The 20,201-nt window shown below is 65.2% G+C and carries 20 protein-coding genes and 1 tRNA gene; 11 read left to right on the top strand and 10 right to left on the bottom strand.

The window, feature by feature from the left end; genetic code table 11:
* Window positions 1–49: 49 nt before the first annotated feature.
* Window positions 50–313: a winged helix-turn-helix domain-containing protein gene (locus ACGFNP_RS33885; RefSeq protein WP_393325583.1), complete on the bottom strand. Its 264-nt coding sequence runs from the start codon at window positions 311–313 to the stop codon at window positions 50–52.
* Between the two features lie 776 nt (window positions 314–1,089).
* On the opposite strand from ACGFNP_RS33885, the gene ACGFNP_RS33880 reads away from it, so the two are divergent.
* Window positions 1,090–2,304, top strand: a complete 1,215-nt coding sequence (locus ACGFNP_RS33880; protein ID WP_393325581.1) for a helix-turn-helix domain-containing protein — start codon at window positions 1,090–1,092, stop codon at window positions 2,302–2,304.
* A gap of 191 nt (window positions 2,305–2,495) precedes the next feature.
* Here the strand turns inward: ACGFNP_RS33880 and ACGFNP_RS33875 are convergent, their stop codons facing one another.
* Entirely contained in the window at window positions 2,496–2,879 is a 384-nt protein-coding gene (locus tag ACGFNP_RS33875) for a winged helix-turn-helix domain-containing protein (protein ID WP_358341126.1), read from the bottom strand.
* A 144-nt stretch (window positions 2,880–3,023) separates the two neighbouring features.
* Between ACGFNP_RS33875 and ACGFNP_RS33870 the strand changes: the two genes are divergently transcribed.
* The 9 genes from ACGFNP_RS33870 to ACGFNP_RS33830 all read left to right on the top strand — a co-directional run bounded on the left by ACGFNP_RS33870 (window position 3,024) and on the right by ACGFNP_RS33830 (window position 9,101).
* Complete coding sequence (locus ACGFNP_RS33870; RefSeq protein ID WP_358341128.1) at window positions 3,024–3,356, top strand: hypothetical protein; 333 nt, start codon at window positions 3,024–3,026, stop codon at window positions 3,354–3,356.
* Window positions 3,349–4,719, top strand: coding sequence for an FtsK/SpoIIIE domain-containing protein (locus ACGFNP_RS33865; RefSeq protein ID WP_393325578.1), 1,371 nt, complete (start codon window positions 3,349–3,351; stop codon window positions 4,717–4,719). The genes ACGFNP_RS33870 and ACGFNP_RS33865 overlap by 8 nt, the downstream gene beginning before the upstream one ends.
* Before the next feature lie 4 nt (window positions 4,720–4,723).
* The gene (locus ACGFNP_RS33860; RefSeq protein WP_393325576.1) at window positions 4,724–5,419 is read left to right on the top strand and encodes a DUF2637 domain-containing protein; all 696 of its coding nucleotides are present in this window, start codon (window positions 4,724–4,726) and stop codon (window positions 5,417–5,419) included.
* An 11-nt stretch (window positions 5,420–5,430) separates the two neighbouring features.
* Window positions 5,431–5,763 carry a hypothetical protein gene (locus ACGFNP_RS33855; RefSeq protein ID WP_393325574.1) on the top strand — a complete coding sequence of 111 codons (333 nt, stop codon included), beginning with the start codon at window positions 5,431–5,433 and terminating at the stop codon, window positions 5,761–5,763.
* A gap of 11 nt (window positions 5,764–5,774) precedes the next feature.
* Window positions 5,775–5,936, top strand: coding sequence for a hypothetical protein (locus ACGFNP_RS33850; RefSeq protein ID WP_393325572.1), 162 nt, complete (start codon window positions 5,775–5,777; stop codon window positions 5,934–5,936).
* 2 nt (window positions 5,937–5,938) lie between these two features.
* Window positions 5,939–6,097, top strand: coding sequence for a hypothetical protein (locus tag ACGFNP_RS33845; RefSeq protein WP_393325570.1), 159 nt, complete (start codon window positions 5,939–5,941; stop codon window positions 6,095–6,097).
* Window positions 6,098–6,220: 123 nt separating this feature from the next.
* A complete protein-coding gene (locus ACGFNP_RS33840) occupies window positions 6,221–7,552 on the top strand; it encodes a replication initiator (RefSeq protein WP_393325568.1) in 1,332 nt (443 codons plus the stop codon).
* Entirely contained in the window at window positions 7,549–7,740 is a 192-nt protein-coding gene (locus ACGFNP_RS33835) for a helix-turn-helix transcriptional regulator (protein ID WP_393325566.1), read from the top strand. Before ACGFNP_RS33840 ends, ACGFNP_RS33835 begins: the two co-directional genes overlap by 4 nt.
* 14 nt (window positions 7,741–7,754) lie before the next feature.
* Complete coding sequence (locus ACGFNP_RS33830; protein ID WP_393325564.1) at window positions 7,755–9,101, top strand: tyrosine-type recombinase/integrase; 1,347 nt, start codon at window positions 7,755–7,757, stop codon at window positions 9,099–9,101.
* Between the two features lie 82 nt (window positions 9,102–9,183).
* On the opposite strand, the gene ACGFNP_RS33825 is transcribed toward ACGFNP_RS33830, so the two are convergent.
* From ACGFNP_RS33825 to ACGFNP_RS33800, 6 genes are all read right to left on the bottom strand, one after another.
* Window positions 9,184–11,052: a DNA/RNA helicase domain-containing protein gene (locus tag ACGFNP_RS33825; RefSeq protein WP_393325562.1), complete on the bottom strand. Its 1,869-nt coding sequence runs from the start codon at window positions 11,050–11,052 to the stop codon at window positions 9,184–9,186.
* Between the two features lie 202 nt (window positions 11,053–11,254).
* Window positions 11,255–13,129: a DUF2075 domain-containing protein gene (locus tag ACGFNP_RS33820; protein WP_393325560.1), complete on the bottom strand. Its 1,875-nt coding sequence runs from the start codon at window positions 13,127–13,129 to the stop codon at window positions 11,255–11,257.
* A gap of 626 nt (window positions 13,130–13,755) precedes the next feature.
* Complete coding sequence (locus ACGFNP_RS33815) at window positions 13,756–14,058, bottom strand: hypothetical protein (protein ID WP_393325558.1); 303 nt, start codon at window positions 14,056–14,058, stop codon at window positions 13,756–13,758.
* Between the two features lie 3 nt (window positions 14,059–14,061).
* Entirely contained in the window at window positions 14,062–14,610 is a 549-nt protein-coding gene (locus ACGFNP_RS33810; RefSeq protein ID WP_393325556.1) for a hypothetical protein, read from the bottom strand.
* A gap of 26 nt (window positions 14,611–14,636) precedes the next feature.
* Window positions 14,637–16,577 (bottom strand): hypothetical protein, encoded by a 1,941-nt coding sequence (locus ACGFNP_RS33805; RefSeq protein WP_358341149.1) that lies wholly within the window; start codon window positions 16,575–16,577, stop codon window positions 14,637–14,639.
* Between the two features lie 404 nt (window positions 16,578–16,981).
* A tRNA-Arg gene (locus ACGFNP_RS33800) sits at window positions 16,982–17,054 on the bottom strand.
* Window positions 17,055–18,176: 1,122 nt separating this feature from the next.
* Between ACGFNP_RS33800 and ACGFNP_RS33795 the strand changes: the two genes are divergently transcribed.
* Window positions 18,177–19,196 (top strand): D-alanyl-D-alanine carboxypeptidase family protein, encoded by a 1,020-nt coding sequence (locus ACGFNP_RS33795; protein ID WP_358341207.1) that lies wholly within the window; start codon window positions 18,177–18,179, stop codon window positions 19,194–19,196.
* Here ACGFNP_RS33795 and mscL read toward each other — a convergent pair.
* Together mscL and ACGFNP_RS33785 are read right to left on the bottom strand one after the other, a co-directional pair.
* Window positions 19,193–19,591 carry a large conductance mechanosensitive channel protein MscL gene (gene mscL, locus ACGFNP_RS33790; RefSeq protein ID WP_393325553.1) on the bottom strand — a complete coding sequence of 133 codons (399 nt, stop codon included), beginning with the start codon at window positions 19,589–19,591 and terminating at the stop codon, window positions 19,193–19,195. The genes ACGFNP_RS33795 and mscL overlap by 4 nt on opposite strands.
* Before the next feature lie 26 nt (window positions 19,592–19,617).
* Window positions 19,618–19,956 (bottom strand): hypothetical protein, encoded by a 339-nt coding sequence (locus ACGFNP_RS33785; protein ID WP_393325551.1) that lies wholly within the window; start codon window positions 19,954–19,956, stop codon window positions 19,618–19,620.
* Window positions 19,957–20,201 lie beyond the last annotated feature (245 nt).

Genomic DNA, 20,201 nt, shown 5'->3' with positions numbered 1-20,201 from the left:
GCCTACTCCGCTGGAGGCTTGTGTCTGGGTTCGTCGGCGTCGTTGTTCTTCACGCCTCGCTGTCGGCGTTGACGAAGCTGCCCAGGTTGGGGACGGTGTAGATCTTGTCTGCGGCCCTGAGGCGTTCCATGGCCTTCCGTATGGTGGGGCGGGCGACTCCGAACTCTTCCATGAGCTTGACCTCGGAGATCTTGAACTTGGGTCCCCATTCACGGGTGTCGATCCGCTCCAGGAGGACTTCGAGGATCTGTTCCCAGCGGGAACGGTCCTCGTCGAACTCCCAGGTGCGCGTGTGCTCGACATATCTGGCCACGGTATGAGAGTAGGAGGGCGTTTCACGGCCCTTCACACCGGATCGTGAAGCTCCATGGAGCTTCACGGAGTAGACAGGGACTTACAGGCTTGCTAGCTTTGAGGTGTGGCGTTGGTGAGCGCAGATCCAGAGCCCCTCCGGGTGGGGCTCCGCTTGTGCGCTCCGGCGGGCCGCCCCCGTGAGGGCGCGCCATGCGGTTTGAGCTGGTTGCTCGCTCACCAACGCCCATTCATCGACCGTGCTCTTCGGGCGTCGCCAGCCCGACATGGGCACTCGTGCGCTCTGAGGGACGGTGAGCCTGTGGCTGCGTTCGGCGATTTTCACAGCATGCATCCCACCTCGCCTCGGCCAGACGCCACATCGGTGGCATGGTCACCCGTCGAGCGGCGTACGGATCGTGTCCGCATCCGGGCCCACACCTGCGAGTGCCTGCCTCTGGTCTTCGAACAGTGCAGGGCCGGCGGACTGGGATTCGTACGGCGGCATGACCGGTCCGTCTCCCCGTGGATCGTCGTCGATAGTCCATGGATGAAGGTCGGTGATGCGGAAACGCTGTGGCAGCGCATCATGCGCGGCGAAGCGAGGTGATGACACGCCGAACCCATAGCTCGCGCACGTAGCGTCACGATTCGCAACCGATCTGTGACGGCCGTTTCCGCAGGTCGAAGCCCGACCTGCGGTTTCGCATGCCTGCCGACTGGCAGTTTTTCTGCCAGTCGGGCAGGTCCTCCGCCTTATCGTCGAAGCAGGCGACGACGAGAAGGAGGGGCGGCGACGTGGCAACAGAGTACGTGACGCAGGGCCAGCGGATCGCGCGGGCTCGTCACCGCAAGGGATGGGATCAAGCGACCCTCGCCGAGAAGGTCGGCAGGTCCGTCTCCTGGCTGTCCAAGGTGGAGAACGGACGGATGCCGCTCGACCGGATGAGCGTCGTCGGCCAGCTTGCCGAGGTCCTCGGGGTGGAGGTCGCCGAGCTGACCGGCCAGCCGTACCAGCACGAGACGGCGGAACTCGACTCCGGGCACGCCGCGGTTCCCGGGCTGCGGCTCGCGCTTCAGCAAGCCTCCCTGCCCAGTGGGGTGGTGCTGCCGGCCCCGGGGGAGCCGCGGACGCTTCAGGAACTGGAGGCCAATGTCCGGCTCGCCGAGCAGCTTCGCCAGGACGCCAAGTTCACCGCGCTGGGCGAGGTGTTGCCCAGGATTCTTACCGACCTGATCGCGATCACGAGCAGCTCCTCAGCCGATCGCGATCGAGCCGAGGGGCTGATGCTGCGGGCCTGCCACATGGCGCGAGTGTCGTCTAACCTCCTCGGGCATCACGACCTGGGCTGGACCGCTGTACAGCGGGAACTCGTCGCCGCGCAACGGGTCGGCTCGCCGGATCTGATCGCGGCGGCAAGCTGGGATCTGTGCGGGGTGTGGCTGCACGAAGCGCAACTCGATCCGGCCAAGGGCGCGGCGCTGTCGGCGCTCGATCAGATCGAACCTCATGTAGGGGCGGACGACACGATCAAGGCGATGTGGGGCGCGCTGCATCTGCGGGCCGCGGTGGCGTACTCCCGGCTGTGGGATCAGAGAGAGGCGGAAAGCCACCTTGAGGAGGCTCGCCGCGTCGCCGAAGTCCTCCCTCGGGACGGCAACGTTTTTCAGACCCAGTTCAACCGGGTCAACACCACCATCCACGCTGTCGAGGTCAGCATGGAGCTGGGCCGGCCTCGCGATGTCATCACCCGGGCCGAACACGTCGAGATCGCCGAAATCGCCTCGTCGGAGCGGCAGGCGCACTACTGGACGTGCACCGCAGCGGGCTACCACATGAACAGGAAGGAGAACGAAGCGGCGGACGCCCTGCTCCGGGCCGACCGCATCGCGCCTCAGCACGTCCGTAACCGCCCGTTGGTCCGCAACATCGTGCGTGACCTTCGTGGCAGCGAGCGGCTGCATCGGCAGCGCGAGGTGCTCAACCTCGCCAAGGTGATGCGGCTGCTCTAGTCCCAACAACGGTGGGCCTATCCGCGCATTGGCTCCCCACCCGTCAGGTAACCCGGGGACGCTTCGGCGTCCTACCTACACGAATGGGGCAGTACTCGTGGGTCTCAGTGAGATCGAACGACAGATCTTGCTTCGTGAGCTGGCAGAGATCACGGTTGACCTGGCCGATCTCCAGCGTCGCGCGGTGAGGATCACTTCTCGGCTTGATCAGGACGAGTCCGAGCATCTAGCTCGTCCAGCCTGACCGTCAGCTTCTGCATGTGCTGGCGGATCTCGCCTAGTTGCTCGGAGATGATGCGAAACTCTTCGCTGTGCTCGCCGGGGGCGGGGGCGGCCTCGACGTCGTCGGGGGTACGGGTGACGAAGCTGCCCGACCCCTGGCGGGTCTCGATCAGTCCTTCATCTCGAAGTACGGCCAGCGCGTTGCCGATGGTCATCATGGCCACGCCGTACTGTTCGGACAGCTCGCGTGCTACGGGGAGCTGCTCCCCAACGGCATACCGGCCTGATGCGATGTCGCGCCGGATGTCCTCGGCAATCCTCAGGTACGGCCGACGCCGGTCGGTGGCTGCCATGACTCAACAGTAGCGGTTCTAGATGCCTAGGTCTCTGGGCAACCTGTAAGGAATTTCGAAGCAACTTAGCTATCTCGGTTTACAGCGCTAGATACCTAGGTATCTTTGTATCTAGAACATCACCTCAGAAGGAGACCAGCTCTCATGCGCACCATCCCCATCCCTGTCGACACCAGCAAACTCGTGATCACCTGCGTGAAGGCGCCCAAGCCGCGCCTTCTCAACAAGGACACCGGCGAGATCAAGACCGACAAGAACGGCAACACCGTCTTCGAGGTCACCGTTTCCGTGGAGGACGAGTTCGGCCGGATCGAACTCGTCAAGATCGGCACCTCGGGAGAGCCTCCGATCAGCGCCGGTCAGCAGATCAACCCCACGGGCCTGATCGGCTACGTGTGGGAGATCTCCGGCCGATGGGGGATCTCCTACCGCGCCGCCGCGCTCCTACCGGCCGCGGGGGAGCCGCTCAGTGTCTGACACCCGCCTCCTACTGCTCGGAGTCCTGGCCGCTGCGGCGGCCGGGCTCTGGGCCTGGCGCCGCTGGCACTACCCGTCGTTCTGGCTCGTGGCCGCCTTTCCGCTGACCGCGATCGGCGTACGGGCCACCTGGCGCAAGGTCGCCCTCGGCTGCAACCTCACCAAGAAGCGACAGCGCTTCTGGTTCACCACCGTCCCCGGCTTGGTCGCCTCGACCGGCCTCGTCCGCGTCAGGCGCAAGTGGCAGCGCATCGCCGTGGACACCAAGCCGTTCATGTGGTGGCCCAAGCCCACCCGCTACGGCTGGCGCGTCACCCTGCACACCCTTGAGGGCCAGATCCCCGCCGACTACTCCGACGTCGCTGAACGGCTCGCCCACTCCTGGGGCGTGCACGCGATCCGCGTCTCGTCCCCTCGTCCCGGACGGGTCGTCCTGTCCGCCACCGTCCGCGATCCACTCGTCCGGGTCGAGACCCTGCCCTCCTCGCCCGACCTCCTCAAGGTCATCGTGGGCCGTCTGGAGACCGGCGGGCCGTGGATCATCGACTTCAAGACCGTCCCGCACTACATCAACGCCGGAGCGACACAGTCCGGCAAGTCCAACCTCGCCAACGCCCTCGTACAAGGGCTGGCCCCGCAACCGGTCGCCCTGGTTGGCTTCGACCTCAAGGGCGGCGTGGAATTCACCCCGTACAGCCCGCGGCTGTCGGCGTTGAGCACCACACGGTCCGAATGCGTCGCCCTGCTGGATGACCTCGTCACGCTGATGACCAATCGCATGGCCCAGTGCCGAGAGGCCGGCGCCCGCAACATCTGGCAACTGCCGGATGACCAGCGGCCCGTGCCCGTCGTCGTCCTGGTCGACGAACTGGCCGAGCTGTACCTGATGGCCGACAAGAGCGAGAAAGACGAGATCGCCAAGACCTCGACAGCGCTCCTGCGGGTCGCCCAGCTCGGACGAGCCTTCGGCATCTACCTGTTCTGCTGCGGCCAACGGATCGGCTCCGACCTCGGACCCGGCGTCACCGCTCTACGAGCCCAGTGCTCAGGACGGATCTGCCACCGAGTGAACGACCCCGAGACCGCCACCATGACCCTCGGCGATCTCGACCCCGCCGCTCTCGCTTCGGCACGCGCCATCCCCGCCGAGACACCCGGCGTCGCCATCGTCGCCTCCCAGGACGGCCAGTGGTACCGCGCCCGCTCCTTCTACGTCAGTGAACAAGCCGCCGAACTCGCAGCCACCACCTACGCCGACCGCTCACCGGCCTGGGCGGACGTCATCTCCGGCCACAACACGCAGATGAGCGACGCCGACCTCGCCGAGCTCCTCGACTCCATCCCGGACCCGAGAAAGGCCTGACCCGATGCGACGCCTGGCCCGCTGGCTGCTCGGCACCGGCCCCGTCCTCGTCCTGGCCCTCATCGCCGGAGCTGGGTCCTTCACCCACATCCGCGACACCGCCAGCGAACACGGACAGTCCGGCTGGATGGCTTGGGCCGTGGCCGTCTGCATCGACCTCACCTGTGTTATGGCCGCCCGCGAACGCCAACGCGACAAGAAGACCGGCCGCCAACGGCACGGCCTGATCTCCTGGCCCGTCCTCGTCCTGACCGGCGGCATCGTCCTGTCCCTGGCCGCCAACCTCCAACAAGCCGACCCGACCGTGTGGGGAAGGATCACCGCCGCCACTCCGGCCACCGCCTTCCTCGTCGCCGTCTCCATGCTCGAACGTCGGGCATCCGGCCTCCTTCCCACCCCGTCCCCGGACGTCTCCGAGACGTCCCCGGCAGACGTCTCAGTGTCCCGTCCGCGTTCCGACGAATCCTCTGCCGTCCCGCCAATTGATCGTCCCGCTCTCGTCCCCGCCCAGGACGGTCAGGACGGACAACCAGGACCGTCCCCGGCGCTCGTCGACTACGCCCGCCGCGTGGCCGACGAACACCACGCCAGACACGGCAAGCCCATCACCCGCGACGTTCTCCGCGCCCGCCTGGGCGTGTCCAATCAACTCGCCTCTGACCTGCTCCGCACCATGCGGACCGTCCCGGAAACCACTTGAAAGGCATCACCATGCACGACGATCGAGCCGCCCTCATCGCCGGACTCATCGCCCTGGCCGGATTCCTCAAAGCCATCCCTGAGGTACCGGTCTCGCCGGCGCCCGTGACCGTCCGCGCCTTCCCCGACAACGGCCCCGACGACCAGATGCGTGCCGAGGTCGACAAGGTCGCCGACCTGCTCGGCACCGAGATCGACCCCGCTCACCTGCCACACGGCCACTACATGACCGGCATCGACTTCGGACCGGTCCGCTACGAGTTCACCGCCATCCTCGCCGCCGCCCGTGCCCGCCACGCCGCCGAAGACAGCTACCGCGGCTGCATCACACCCAACAACACCTAGGAGGTCCCACCATGCGTATCCGCCTCGAAGGCAACCGCGCCGAACTCACGCTCGGCATGATCCACCTACGCCAGATCTTCACCGTCACCTCGATGTCGCAGGCCTTCCCCGACCGGAACCGGCCCCGCAACTACCGGCTCTACGTCACGATCACGCCGCGCAAGGGCCACTGACCATGACCGCCGAAGAGTCCTGGGCCGACTGGCCCGCCATCCTCGCCGCCGTCCCGTTTGCTCACGGCCGCTGCTGCACCTGCAACGGCACGGGCCTCGACGCAGACAGCCGGACCTGCCGCGACTGCGACGGCACCGGCATCGACAACCACGGCGCATAGCCGAGATCCCCTCACCTGGCCACACAACCGCCAAGTTCCGCGCCAGGTGAGGGGCCATCCCACCCCAGATCACATCCGGATAGGACGGATCCCATCTTGCATCACCCACACGCAATAGCCGGGATGATCGCCCGACTCCACGACCCGAACTACAACCGCTGGGCCTGCCAGATCAAGCGCGCTGGCGGCTGCCGACAGCCCATCCACCTGCGCGGCAAGGTCGAGCACTACGACCAGGCCACCGGCCAACTTCTCCACCGTTACAGCACGATCAGAGAGCCAGACGGCATCCTGCGCGTGCCCTGCAAGACCCGCCGTGCCACCCGTTGCCCGGCCTGTGCCGAGGTCTACCGCGCCGACACTTACCAGCTCGTCCGCGCGGGCCTGGTCGGCGGCAAGGGCGTGCCCGAGACGGTCAGCTCGCATCCGTGCCTGTTCGTCACCCTGACCGCACCCTCGTTCGGAGCTGTACATGTTCGGCGGGAGAAGAACGGCAAGGTCCTGCCCTGCCACGCCCGCCGCGACGCCACCACCTGCCCACACGGACAAGTCATGTCCTGCACTGACCGGCACAGCGTCGACGATCCACGGTTGGGGGAGCCGCTGTGCCCGGACTGCTACGACTACGAGGGCTCGGTCTTGTTCAACGCCATCAGCCCGGAGCTTTGGCGGCGGTTCACCGAGGCCCTTCGTCGGCGCTTCGCCAAACTCTCCGGCCTCACCCTCAAGGCCCTGCGTGAGCAGGCCACGATCTCCTTCGCCAAGGTCGCCGAGTACCAGCGGCGCGGAGTCGTCCACTTTCACGCCGTGATCCGTCTCGACGGACCGGACGGCCCTACCTCACCGCCTCCGTCCTGGGCGACCGCCGACGCCCTGGGCCAAGCCGTCCACCACGCGGCGGCCGTGGTGACTGCAGAGGTCAAACCGCTGAGCCGTACCTTCCGGTGGGGCACGCAACTCGACGTTCGCCGCATCACCATGGACGGCGAGCTGACTGAGCAAGCTGTAGCGGCGTATATCGCCAAGTACGCGACCAAGGCCGCCGAGTGCGTCGGCACCCTGGACCGCCGCATCCAACCTCTCGACGACCTGGCCGCCCTGCCGATTCGTGAACACGCTCGGCGCCTGATCGCCGAGTGCATGCGCCTGGGTGCCCTCGACGCCCTGACCGATCTCCGGCTGATCCAGTGGGCCCACATGCTGGGCTTCCGTGGCCACTTCTCCACCAAGAGTCGTCGTTACTCCACCACCCTCGGCGCCCTGCGAGCCGCCCGCGAAGAACACATGCGCGCTGAGGAGATCACCACCGGCCGCTTGCCACTGTTCGACGAGGACACCGTCCTCGTTATCGCCCACTGGCAGTACGCCGGTCAGGGGCTCTCTATCGGAGAACAGGTCCTCGCGGCGGCGCTCACCGGCACCCGTCTTGCAGGTGTGGATGGTGATCATCGATGAGCAGGAAGGACGAACTGCTGACCGTTCCACAGGTCCTCGCCGAACTGGGCGGAGTCTCCCGCCGCACCTTCTACCGCTGGCGCGAGCTCGGCCGTGCGCCGGTCTGCGTCCAGTTGCCGAACCTCGAACTCCGCGTCTGGCGGAGCGACTTCATGGCCTGGCTCAACTCGCGACGGGAGGCAGCGTGAACACCACCTACTACGTGCAGCTCGGCCAGATCCAGCAGCGCTCCAACCGCGGCACGCCCGCCTACATCGCCCGCTGGCGAGTGGCCGGCAAGGACAAGTCCAAGACCTTCCGGACCAAAGGGCTGGCCAACGCCTTTATGTCCGACCTGCGCCAGGCGACCAAGATGGGGGAGGAGTTCGACATCGCCACTGGCCTGCCGGTGTCGATGCTCGCGCGTGAGTCCTCCGGACCGTCGTTCCTGGAGTTCGCTCAGGCGTACGTTCTCCGGCGTTGGAACACCTCGGCGGCCCGGACCCGCGAAACGGACGCGTACGCGCTCCTGACGTTGGTGCCTGCCTTGGTGGCCGACGCGCCCCGTCGTCCCACTACGGAGGACCTGCGCGAGATCCTCAAGATTCACGTTCTGCTCCCAGAGAGCAGGCGTGCCGACCTGACGACGGCTCAAGCCGCGGCGTTGAGCTGGTTGGAGAGGGCATCCCTTCCGCTGTCGGTCCTGGGAGAGGCGCATGTCCTGCGTACGGCTCTCGACGCCATCTCGGTCACTTTTGCCGGTGCTCCGGCCGGCGCGAACACGGTACGGCGTAAGCGCGCCGTCTTCCATCACATGCTGGAGCACGCGGTAGAGCAAAAGGTGTTCAGCAGTAACCCGCTGGACGAGATCAAATGGACGGTGCCAAGGGCTGTCACGGTCGTCGATCCGCGGACGGTAGTCAATCCGGCCCAAGCGCGGCAGCTCCTCGACGCCGTGCCCAAGGTGGGTCGCAAGCGCGGTCCCCGGCTCAAGGCGCTGTTCGCCTGCATCTACTACGCCGCGCTCCGGCCGGAGGAGGCCGCGGACCTGCGGCTGAGGAACTGCACCTTGCCTGAGACGGGCTGGGGCCTGATCGTCCTGGAAAAGGCGCGGCCCCAGGCAACGAAGCGCTGGACCAACTCCGGCGAGACCCACGAGTCGCGCAGCCTGAAGCACCGCGCAGACAAAGAGACACGAGAGATCCCGATCCCACCCGTCCTGGTCGCCATGCTCCGAGAGCACATCGCAGAGTTCGGCGCAGCCAAGGACGGCAGAATCTTCAGCACAGGCACCGGTGGCAGCTACTCCAGCTCGGCACACTCCTACGTCTGGCAGGAAGCCCGCAAGCTCGCCCTCACCCCAGCGCAGGTCGTCTCATCGCTGGCTGCTCGACCCTACGACCTTCGCCACGCGGCGGTCTCGCTCTGGCTGAATGTGGGGGTCCCGGCTCCCGAGGTCGCCAAGCGGGCCGGTCACAGCGTTGACGTCCTGCTGCGGGTCTACGCCAAGTGCATCGACGGCCAGCAAGAGCAGGTCAACAGCAAAATCAACAACGCCTTGGACCTATAGCCCACATTCATCCATCTCCGGCCCTGGCTGTTCCAGGGCCGGTTCGCCTTGCACACTCTGGCCCGCATGCCTGAGACGACGCTTACGTCCTCACTGGCCGCATCAAGTTGGCGAGGTGATCCCGCAGCTCAGGGTTCACGGCGTAGATCACCGTTCCTCGCATTCCCCGTGTCAGCAGGACCTTGTACACGTTGCGCACGAGCTGGTCGAAGTCGCTGTCGGGGACGGACTTGCGGCTCCTGAAAGCGGGGTCTCGGTTCTCTTCGCGCACGGTGGCCAGTTGCCCGTCACGGACGGTCAGATCGGGCCCCAGGATGACGCCGTTCCAGTCGTACTCGAACCCCTGGGCGGTGTAGACGCAGCCAACCTGTCCGAACCCGTTCGGCTCGCTGGCCCACAGCATGCTCGGCGGATAGTCCCCGACGGCGCGGTCTTTCTTGACGTTCCACGGTCGTGCCCAGTCGCCGATGACGACGTCGTTGACGAGAGTGTCATCGGGGCGTGGGTCACTCCATGGCCAGCAGTAGCCAGCGGTCATGCGGGCGGTGCCGGGCTTGGCTCGCAGGAACGCCTCGAGCTCATGTGGCGAGTCGGCCAGTTGGACCTCGAAGTCCTCATCTCCGTCCCACTCCATCGGCCCGCCGTCCGCCAGGCCGAGCAGACGAAGGACCCATTGCTCGTACTTCCGGCTGCCGCCGCAGCGGAACTGCTCGTCGAGCGACACGAACCGCACGTCGTAGCCCTTGGTACGGGCGTAGTGCTCGATGCCGGCCACAGTGCCGAGTTCGCCGGGCCGTACCACCTGATGCTGGTCGAGGAGGAAGACCGGGACCCGCGCTGCGGCCAGCAGCTCGTCGAGCTGGCTGCGTCCGGTCCTTTTGACCGCCGGGGTGAAGCGGTTGGTGGACGTCTCGCGGATGCGGTGTGCTTCGTCGCAGATCAGCACGTCCATGCCGTTTTGCTCGGCGTCGGTGAAGCTGTTGAAGTACATGAAGAGGTTCTTGATCCGAGTGCTGCCGCGACCGGGGTAACGACGCATGGTCTGGGTGAAGGACTGCGAGCCGGTGGCGTGGAGCGCCGAACGACCCTGCCTGAACAACTCGCCGAGGAGCGACAGGGCGATGACGCTCTTGCCGCTGCCGGGACCGCCGGTGACGATGACCACCTGCTTGAAGTCCGCCCGCCGAGCCCTGTCGACGGCTCCCATGACCAGTTCGTACGCGACCTGCTGCTCGTCCAGCAACGTGAACTGCTCGCGCTCGCGAATCTCTTTCGAGGCGTAGGCCATGAGCTGTTTGCTGGGAGCGACTGCGCTGGACAGGAGCCGGTCTGCGGCGTCGGCGCCTGGCTTGTCGGATAGCCGTTCGCTCAGGTATCGGAGGAACTCGCCGCGCCGTTGCTTGGTGAACAGGCGGCTGCGTTCGTCGCGGACCTGCTCCGCCAGGCCGTCGATGTCCAGGTCCATGGCGTTGTGCAGGTACGCGGCTCCGTAAACGGCGTTCGCCTTGCCTTTGAGCACCCCGAGAAAGTCGGACATGTACTCGCAGTACCGGCGCACCTGCTCAGTCGGGTGCAGCATCTCGCCGCCCGGCATGCCGTCCACGATGACCAACTGCTCGCCTGACTCGGACGGCTCCGCACGGCTCCACTGCTTGAGCTCAATGACGACGTACGAGTCTTCGCCGGTCCGCGGATGTACGCCGGCGAGGACTACGTCGGCCCGTCGGCTGGTCAGCGGAAGTTTGTACTCCACGAGCATCTCGACCCTGTGCAACCCGGCGTCGGCCAGGTCGCGAGCGAGCACGGGCAAGCTGCGCTGCCAGGACCTGACCTCGGCAGGGGAGGAGCGGCGTCCGGTGGTCGCGTGCACGTGTTCGGCGATGGCTTCCGCCAGAGCGGCCTCGTTGGGCGAGGTGAGCAGGTTGTCGACAGACAGCCGCAGAGCCGTCACGGATTGACCCCCAGGCAGCACGAATGAACTCGTGCGGGTGGGGGCCTATCCGCTCCGACCGGAGTCATACAACCGCGAAAGCCCGTCGGGCCGCACCACATGGTCGCGAAAAGCGTAGCGGGGGCGCGTCGGCTTCGGAACCGTACGGCTTTCGGACCGAGAGAGGCACGCTTCTCACTGGTGGGGCTGGAGTCGGTGTACATCACTCTTCGAGGACCGGGACGCCGAGATCGATCAGCAACTGGTTGGTGGCCGGATCGGTCGCGTACAGGACCGCACCGCGCATGCCACGGGTGGCCAGAACTCGATAGGTATTGCGGATCACCGTGCTGAACTGCGGGGCTAGCTTCTGGTCGCGGTCCACGTTGCAGCTGCGTTCGCTCTGCCAGCCGTTCCGCCACACCAGGTCGGGGCCAATGATGACGCCGGCGTACGCGTACTCGAAGCCTTGGGCGCTGTAGATGCAGCCAATCTGGCCGAAACCGGCCGGGTCGGTGGCCCACAGCGGAGACGGTGGAATGTTTCCCAGGTAGTCGTCGGCTTGTGAGTTCCATGGGCGGTGCCAGTCACCGATGCCTACATCGTTCGGGAGGGTGCCGTCGTCGTTCGGCTCACCCCATGGCCAGCAGAATCCCGCAGCGATCCGGGCCGTGCAATCCTCCTCTACCCGGGCCTTGAGGTAGTTCTCCATCGCCAGCGGAGTACGGGCGACGTAGAGGGTGAAGTTCTCCAGTGGCTGCCAGTCCGGTCGCCCGTTGCCGCGGCGGAGCATGAGCAACCGTTCGACCCAGTCGATGTACTCCGGAGAGCCAGCACATCGGAACTGGCGACGTAGGTTGATCTCGCGGATCCCATAGCCGAGTTGTTCGGCCCTGTTGCGAATGAGGTCAAGCGATCCCACTTCACCGCGGCGCACGACTTGATGCTCGTCCAGCAGGAACACCGGAACGCGAGCGGCGTGGATCAACTCGTCGATCTGCGGTGGCGGCTCCCGCAGATCTTTCTTGTCCCTTCGGTTGTGCGAGGTCTTCCGTATGCGGTGCGCCTCGTCTGCGATGATCACGTCGAGGTCGTTTGGGGTGGCGTCAGAGAAGCTGTTGAAGTAGGTGAAAAGTCCTCGCTGCTTACCGGGCAGACCCGCGTACTTCCACAAGGTCCGCGTGAAGGATCGGCTGCCGGTCGCATGGACGGCATTGATCTTCTGGCGGGCCAGCGTGCCGAGCAGTTCGACGGCGATCACGCTCTTGCCGGTGCCGGGACCGCCGAGGATGGCGACGATCTCCTTGCGCGCACCTTGCTTGCTCGCACTCACCAGGTGGCGGACGTAGTCGTAGGCTTCGCGCTGCTCGTCCAGCAGTGGGAAGACTGTGCGTTCGCGTACGCACTCGGCGACACGCGTCATCAGGCCTTGGCCGGGCTTGACCGGTGCTTGCAGTAACATCTCGGCCTGCTGTGCGGCGTTCTTGCCAGACAATCGCCGGCGAAGCACGTCCTTGAATTCCTCGCGGTGAGCCTCTGCGCCGTACATCGCCACCCACTCCTGCACCAGCTTCTCCAAGCCCTGATCCTTCGGCCTTACGGCCTGGACCATGTGGGCGGGGGCGTTGTGCAGGTTGACGACGCCGCATAATTTCTCATCAAGCATCATGGGCACGTAGCCGCGTAATACTTGTAGATAGCCCCATAACTGGTTAGCCGGATGCAGTCGAGGTATCCCGTCACGGCTGAGCCGCACCATCTTTCCGTCCGGCTTCAACCAGGACCACTGCTTGTTCTCCACGACCACGACCGACCCGAGATCCGTCCCGGGGAAGGTGCCGACGAGAACCATGTCCATGCGTACGTCGGTGATGGGAGCCTTCAGCTCCAACAGCACCTGCACCTCTTCGAGGCCTGCCTCGACAAGCAGCTGAATGACGGTGGGGATGCTGTTTTTCCAGGAACGGACTTCCCGCTCATCCGGATCTTGCCAATGAGCGTCCCGGAAGCGTTTCTTCAGCTCGTCGATGAAGTCGTCGCGAGCGATCGCTGCAGCTAACGCGCCGACACTGCCCTGGTAGAGACACTGCAACCCCACGGAAGCACTCCTTCGAACCGACTCTGACGATGAGCCGGCAGACGCGGACAGGGAAGAGCGGGGAGATGCGAGCGGTATGTCAACCGTGCTGCTGACCAACACATCGAAGTCGTAGCTCTGAGTGCACGAACCACCCCCTATGACGCATTTCTAGCGTAATTGTCGGTCTTATGCGCAAAGATCAGGCTAAATGGGCTTCGCCACCCCACTAGCTGGCTTGCAGTGCCCTGCGAAGTGTGACGGCGATGCGTTCGTTCGCCTGCCGGCTCCGGCATCTCGACGCGACCACATGATGCAGGTGTGGGCGAGTTCTTAATGCCTTGATCCAGTTGGGATGGCCTGCATCAGAAGGAAGCTGTGGGGACGCCCGTATGCTCCGGCAATCCCAAGCAGGCGGCCCGGTCCGTACGGCACATGTGTTTGATGTCGAGCGCCGATGATCATCGGAGTCCGTCGCTGCCAGTTCGCCTGAGCCTCAGTGAGTAAATACCGCTCGGTTGGCGTGCGGCGCTCTCGCGGACGGTGTTGGGAGTCCGGCTTATGCTCCTCACGTACCCGGCTGGGCAATGCCTGTACGGGATACCCACCCCGAAGGCCGAGCTTGTGGGTATGCGCCTTGCGCACCTTCACAGGTCGTAGCGGCGGATCAGTTGCAAGGCGTTCTTCTCAGTGACCATGTCGGCGGTGCGGGTGATCTGCAGGCGGAGGTCGTTCAGGATGGCTTCGCCGGCATGTACGACGCGGCCGGTGTGCCGGTCGAGTTCGCCATCGAAGTCCTTGGCCACCGGGCCGGTCCAGATGCGGCCGGAGTGGAAGTCCTTGGCGCGGTTGGTGAGCGCCTGCTGCATGTCGTGGATCAGCGGCTCGATCATGCGCAGGGTTTGCTGTAAGGCGGGGAGCAGGGGGTTGGGGACCATGTCGTCGGCCATGGCTCAGTCTTTCGTGTCGGGGGGAGGGGTGCCTGTGCCCATGATGAGCTTGGGGGCGATCAGTTTCATCAACGCCACTACGTCGGCCTCGTTGTCGCGGCCCTTGACGCCGCGCACGAGTTCTATGCCTAGCCGCACCTTGCCGCGTACCAGCACGGAACCCACTCGGGTCTCCATGTTGGTGTCCTTCACGTAGTAACCGAATCCGTCGGGAACTATCGCGGGCAGCTGTTTTGAGCCGTCCCGGAGTTGTTCGTCGATCTGCCCACGAGATCCGGCAGTATCGAGCATGATCCGAAGGATGGAAGGCTTGTCGCCGCTGTTCTGGAAGATGGAGCAGGCGCCGATGGCAGGTCGGTCCTTTGCTGCCAGATTCAGTGAGCCGGTTATCAGCGGATCACGGACGCCGGTCATTTGCTCCACGGCCGCCTTGGGAACGTAGTTGCAGATGAAGGGGGGTGCGTATGCCGTCGAAAGCGGGGATGTGTCGACCTTCTCGGCAGCCTTTCCGGCGCAGGCGCTCATCCCGGTCACCGCGATCACGGTCACCATCGTCCAGAAGAATAAGCTCCTCATGGTCACCCGTATTTCGATATGCCGAGATCGTAGCCCTCATTGAGCCGGCTCTGAACCCCCAGCTCCAGCCACGGGTTGTTTTTCGTCTGCCGGTAAAGCCAGCTCTGATAGGCGTTCAACCGTTTCCCGGTGCCTTCGCTCATCTCATCCGGGGTCATCAGTCGGCCGTCTTCCTTTAGGAAGTTGTTGGGGGCCTTGAGCGGGTCATCTCCGGGTTGGAGGTCGCTGAGCGAGGCCCACGGATGGGTTTTGGCGGGAGGGTCGGATGAGCCGAACATACCGTGGTCGAGCATGGCCTGAGCGCCGAGCTGATGAAGGAGTGATCGAGTTTGCTCCAGGGCGGTGTTGGCCTCGAACACAGCGGTTTTCTCGGCGGTGCCCTTGACGCTGTCCTCGATCATGCCTGTCCACGATCCGAGGATCGTTGACCCGATCGGCCAGGCCGCACGTTGCGGGAAGGCGAGTCCGGTGTTGACGACGGCCAGGAGGGCCTGCACATTGCGCTTCTGTGTCTCGTCCATTTCCTTGGCCAGGTCGATTTTGGCGATGTTGCCCGCGTCCATGATGAGGCCAAAGCCGGCGCCGGCCTCTTGGGCTGCGTTAGTCAGGCTTCCGGTGCCATGCTTGGCCGCCAGCACGCCGACGCCACGGTCGAGCAGCCTGGACGCCCAAGCCGTCTGAGCCGCGGTGACGATCGCGAGGGACTTGCTGTCGGCTTTGAACGCCTCAGTCATGACGAGGCGTAGCTCTTCCTTAGAGAATTGTGCGCCCCACTCCTCCCGGCCGGGCAGGTTGGGATTGTCCTCCATGTACACGCCTGGTTTCTCGATGCCCGGCATCGCTGCGACTCGCGACACGTCGGGAATGTAAGCAGCCAAGATGCGCCCTAAGGAGAAGGGATCCACCAGTGATTTCGCGGGTTGGCCTGCCTTGATGCGCTCGTATTCGTGATGGATGAGATACGAGGCCAGTTTGGCCGACACATATCCCGAGGACGGGCGCGTCTCTGACCCGCTGTGGTCCCGGAACGTGATCGTGGCCGCCTCCAGCGCCTTGCCCACCGCCTTGCCGCCGTCGCCCAGGTCGTGCACGGTCGTGTAGTACTTCAGAGTGTCGCCGCTGCTGAAGAAGTCCTGGGCGGCCGCTGGGTTCTTGCGCAGTGCCTCCATCACGTCCGCCATCGGGTGCGGCCGGTGAGCGCCAGAGTGGATGGAACCCCGTTCAGCGGCGTCCAGTTTCCTGGCCACCTCCAGTAGGAACGTGCTGTTGTAGGTCCCGTGGGTGAGCACCCGGGCGAGTCCCCGATGCGGGCCCAGTTGCTGGTTCGCGCTCAGCCGTTGCCGCCAGTCGGAGCCGAGTTGTGCGCTGGCCGCACCCAGCGCCGTGCCGAGGGCGGCCAGCAGGCGCTGTGCGTCTTTGTCGCCCTCATTGAGCACGGCCGCAGCGGCTACTTCCTTGAACTTCTCCGGCCCCAGCGCGTTCAAGAGCTTGAGGGCGAACTGGGGGTCCTTCGCCTGTTTCTCAAGCTGGGCGAGAGCCTGCTTGTTTACCGGGGAACCTTTCGCTGATTCCCGAAGGTAGATCGCCGCCGCGTACGCATCCGGGTCGTGGGAGACCTTCTTGTGCAACTCCTCGTCGAATCCGATCAGACCGCTCCCGGACGACACCCTCCACGTCTCGTTCATCGCCTTGATCGTGTCGTTGCGCCGCCGCAGCTCAGGCTCCTTGCCGCGGGTCCAGATGTCCGCCTCCCGCATCGCGCTCAGTCCGGAGGCGTCCAGCTCCAGCTTCTCCAGGGCGCGCCGCACCGCAGGCTCGTTCCGCCGCAGCACGTCACCGGCTCGGGAGAACAGAAGCTCGAACCGGTCCATTACGTCCGGGTTGATTCCGGAGTACTGGCTGTCGAACGGCTTGGGTTGGAGCTCAAGGGGCGGCTCGGTCATGAGCGGCCTCCGGCATCTTCCGAGGACATGCGCAGGCTATCTTCCGTCCGGCTCAACCCGGAGGTGTCCTGCCCGACGGATATGGGCGGGGGTTCGATGATATGTACGCACATCGCCCTGGGGGCGGTTCAACCCGATAGTGCTTCCGATTACGGTCTACCTGTGTGCCCGTTCCACCGCAGGCGGCCGGTCAAGGAGTGACCGTGAGCGTCGCGGCCCTTAGATGGCCTCGTATCTCTGTCTGAACTGAGGAAACGTCTCCAAGATCATCCCGGCCATATCCCTGGATCATGGTCCTACGGCTGCACGTGGGTGCCCTCGGCGGCCTAGCAAGGGCCTGGAAAGCAGAAGACCTGCGGCTAAGAAACCACAGGTCAGAGGGCGAAAAGCCTGGTGGAGAAGAGTGCCCCCGGCAGGATTCGAACCTGCGGCACCCGCTTTAGGAGAGCGGTGCTCTATCCCCTGAGCTACGGAGGCGGACTCCGTAAGCCTAGCGAAACTACGGCAGTGCGTGGGACGTCGGGCGGGGGTGAGTTTGGTGGGGTTGGTCATGGGTGCTCTGAGCTGCAGTAAAGGCGTGGCAAGCGATCAGGTTGTTGCTCGTCCCGCGTGGATAGCGTCAGGTCCGTGACCAGAAGGCGACGTAGTCAGGTGCGTAGGCGGCCTGTTGTGTTGATTGCGGCTGTGTCGGCGCCGGGGATCCTCGCTGGGGGGTTGTTGGCGGGGGAGCTCACCGGGTACGAGCGGGCGGCGGCGCAGCAGGGGATGACGGTTGATGTCGTGGCTCGGATGGCGTTTGAGCCGGTTTTGGTGCCTGCGCCTGCTCGGCCTCAGCGGTGGTACGAGGGGGTGGTGCCGGCGGTTGTACGGGTTGTCGCGCCTGCGCCGGAGCCGCCGAAGCAGGCGGAGGTGGTGGTGCCTTCTGCGCCTGTTGTTGTGGAGCGGCGTGCGGCCGAGCCTGTGCATAAGGAGCGGGTGTGTGCGGGGGAGTGGGTGGATACGTGGCTTTGGGAGGTGTGTCGGGAGCATAAGCGGCGGCCCGGGCGGGAGATGGATGAGGGGGAGGAGATGGCCGGGAGGCAGGAGGTAATTGAGGGAGGAGATGCGGGCCCGTGGGAGGGGTGGCCTGCTTGATGTGTTCGCTGACGATGGTGCTTGTCAGGTCCGGCTGCCGTCTATGAGGCGTGCCTACGAAGTCGAGTGCGCGTTGATGCGGGTGTGAGTTGTGCGGTAGTTGCTTGCCTGGGGGACTGCCGCAGCGTCCGTCTGGATGTCGAACGGGCGCTCCACGGTAGATCACGCGTCCCGGCGCCCGCCGTATGGGTTGAATGTCCGTTCAGATGGGTCTGGCGGAAGGGTGTGGTTGTCTGTCTGAGATGTACCTGTCGTACCTGGGGTGACAAGCGTATGAAGGCAGGCGGGAGGGGTGGTGGGCGTACAAAGTGGTTCTTACACGTCATAACAGCTCTTCGGAGTTCGGTCCGGGCACTCCAGGGGCTGTAGTAACGTGCGTGCCGGACCCTGGTAACAGAGTTGCAAACGGAGGAGTCGACGGTGCCATCCCCTCGGTCAGCGGGTCTGATCGCGGTTGTCATGGCCATGACTTCCCTGGTCGTGCTACCTGTGGCCACTCCCGCACACGCTGATCGGCGGGATCCGGCGGGCCTTACCGAGCTCCGTAAGGAGGCCGAGAAGTCGGCCAAGGAGCTTGAGGACGCGACCAAGGCGCTGGAGAAGCGTCGTAATGACATCGCCACCTCTGAGAAGACACTGACGGGCAAGCTGAACGCCCTGCAGGAGGCGGAGAGGAAGCTTGCCGTGATTCGGCAGCCGGTGTCGCAGATGGCCGAGTCGCTGTATGAGCAGCCGGTCGGGGGCGATGGGATCGCGCCGTTTCTGTCTGGTGATGCTGATGCGGGGACGTTGCGGGCCATGGCCAGCACTTCTCATATCGTGGCGAATCGGCAGCAGGTGGTTGAGCAGACCAGCACGCTCTACAAGGAGACCGAGCGGCTGGCCGGCGAGGCGCAGGAGCTGCGGGCGTCGAATCTGCTGGCTGAGGCGCAGATGGCGGTGGAGATCGACACGCTCAGGCAGCGGTCCGACAAGATCGTGAAGTCGTTGACCGCGGCGCTGGTGAAGTTGGGCATCAAGGTTGACAAGGTAGGGCGGGCGGCGCTGGGGTGCAATCCCTTGCGGGCGGCTACAGCCAACTCGTATCCGAATGGGTTGATCCCGAAGGCGATGTTGTGTCCGTTGCAGCAGAAGGGGATGAGCCTCAGGGCTGATGCGACGATCGCCTTCGTCAGCTTGAATGAGGCCTACCGGCGGCGGTTCGGTAAGCAGATGTGCGTGACTGACGCGTACCGCAGCCTGGCTGAGCAGCAGTCTGTTTACTATCGGCGGCCGGGGTTCGCGGCGGTGCCGGGGCGGAGCAACCACGGTCTCGGGCTGGCCGTTGACCTCTGTGGCGGGGTGGAGCGGTTCAAGTCGGTGGAGTTCGTGTGGATGGAGACCAACTCCAAGAAGTATGGGTGGTTCCATCCGTCGTGGGCGTACAGCAGTCCGTTCGAGCCGTGGCATTGGGAGTACGACCCGAAGATGGACTCGGTTCTTTAGGCGGGGGCGATCTCGGCGCAGCAGTGGGCGCAGCGAGTGGCGGCGCTCGGGATCTCGGATAGGCACTCGGGGCAGTCCCGATGGGTGATCTCCGCTCTGGTGGCGGCGCGGTTTCTGTGGTGGTTGTACGGCTTGACGACCAGGAAGAAGACGACTGCCGCGATCAGCAGGAACGAGATCACGGCATTGATGAACTCGCCGTACATGAAGTTGGCGTGGCCGACGGTGACCTTCAGGGTTGAGAAGTCGGGTAGCCCGCCGAAGGCGGAGATCAGCGGGGTGAGCAGGTGGCTCACGAAGGAACTCACGATGGAGTTGAAGGCCGCGCCGATGACCACTGCTACGGCCAGGTCGATGACGTTCCCCTGCATGAGGAACTTCTTGAATCCACTCATGGTCTGAAAGTGTAGTTGAGCGATTACTACGAGTGATGGTTGATGGTGATGGACAGCCGGCCCCCTGCCTGGGCGGCGGCCAGCTGGGTTGCTTGGGACGGGGTGGTGGCCAGGACGATCAGGGCGCCGTGGTCGTTGTCGGCCTTGGGGATGGTCACGACGGTGACGTTGTCGGCTATCAGCTGGGCCGGCTGGCCTTCCCAGGCCGCCAGGACACCGATCGTCGAGCCTGGGGTGATCAGCTGGGCGGTGTCGGGGTCGGCGAGGCGTACTGGGGTGGCCACCGTGCCGGGTGGCAGGGGGAGAGAGTGGAGGAGGCGTACGTCGGTGAGGGGCTCGCCTCGGCGCATGGCGCCGGCCAGCACGCGGCCGACTGCGCCCGAACGGACCGCGCCGGCTGGGGGTGGGTTGAGGGCGGCTGGGCGGAGGTCGCCGGGCTTGAGGACGCCGGGGGAGAGGTCGTGGGTCGCGACCAGTACTGAGGGGGAGTGGGTGGGGCGTAGGGCGAGATATGCGGATAGGACGCCGACGCCTGCGACGACTGCGGCGACCAGCCGACGACGACGCCCGAGTCGCCCGAGCCCCCCAAAGAGGCCTAGTTGGCCAGGCT

Origin of the sequence: Nonomuraea sp. NPDC049269 (genome assembly GCF_043197155.1) — a bacterium.
In the GTDB taxonomy this organism is placed as follows: domain Bacteria; phylum Actinomycetota; class Actinomycetes; order Streptosporangiales; family Streptosporangiaceae; genus Nonomuraea.
This window is presented reverse-complemented; position numbering and strand designations above follow the sequence as displayed.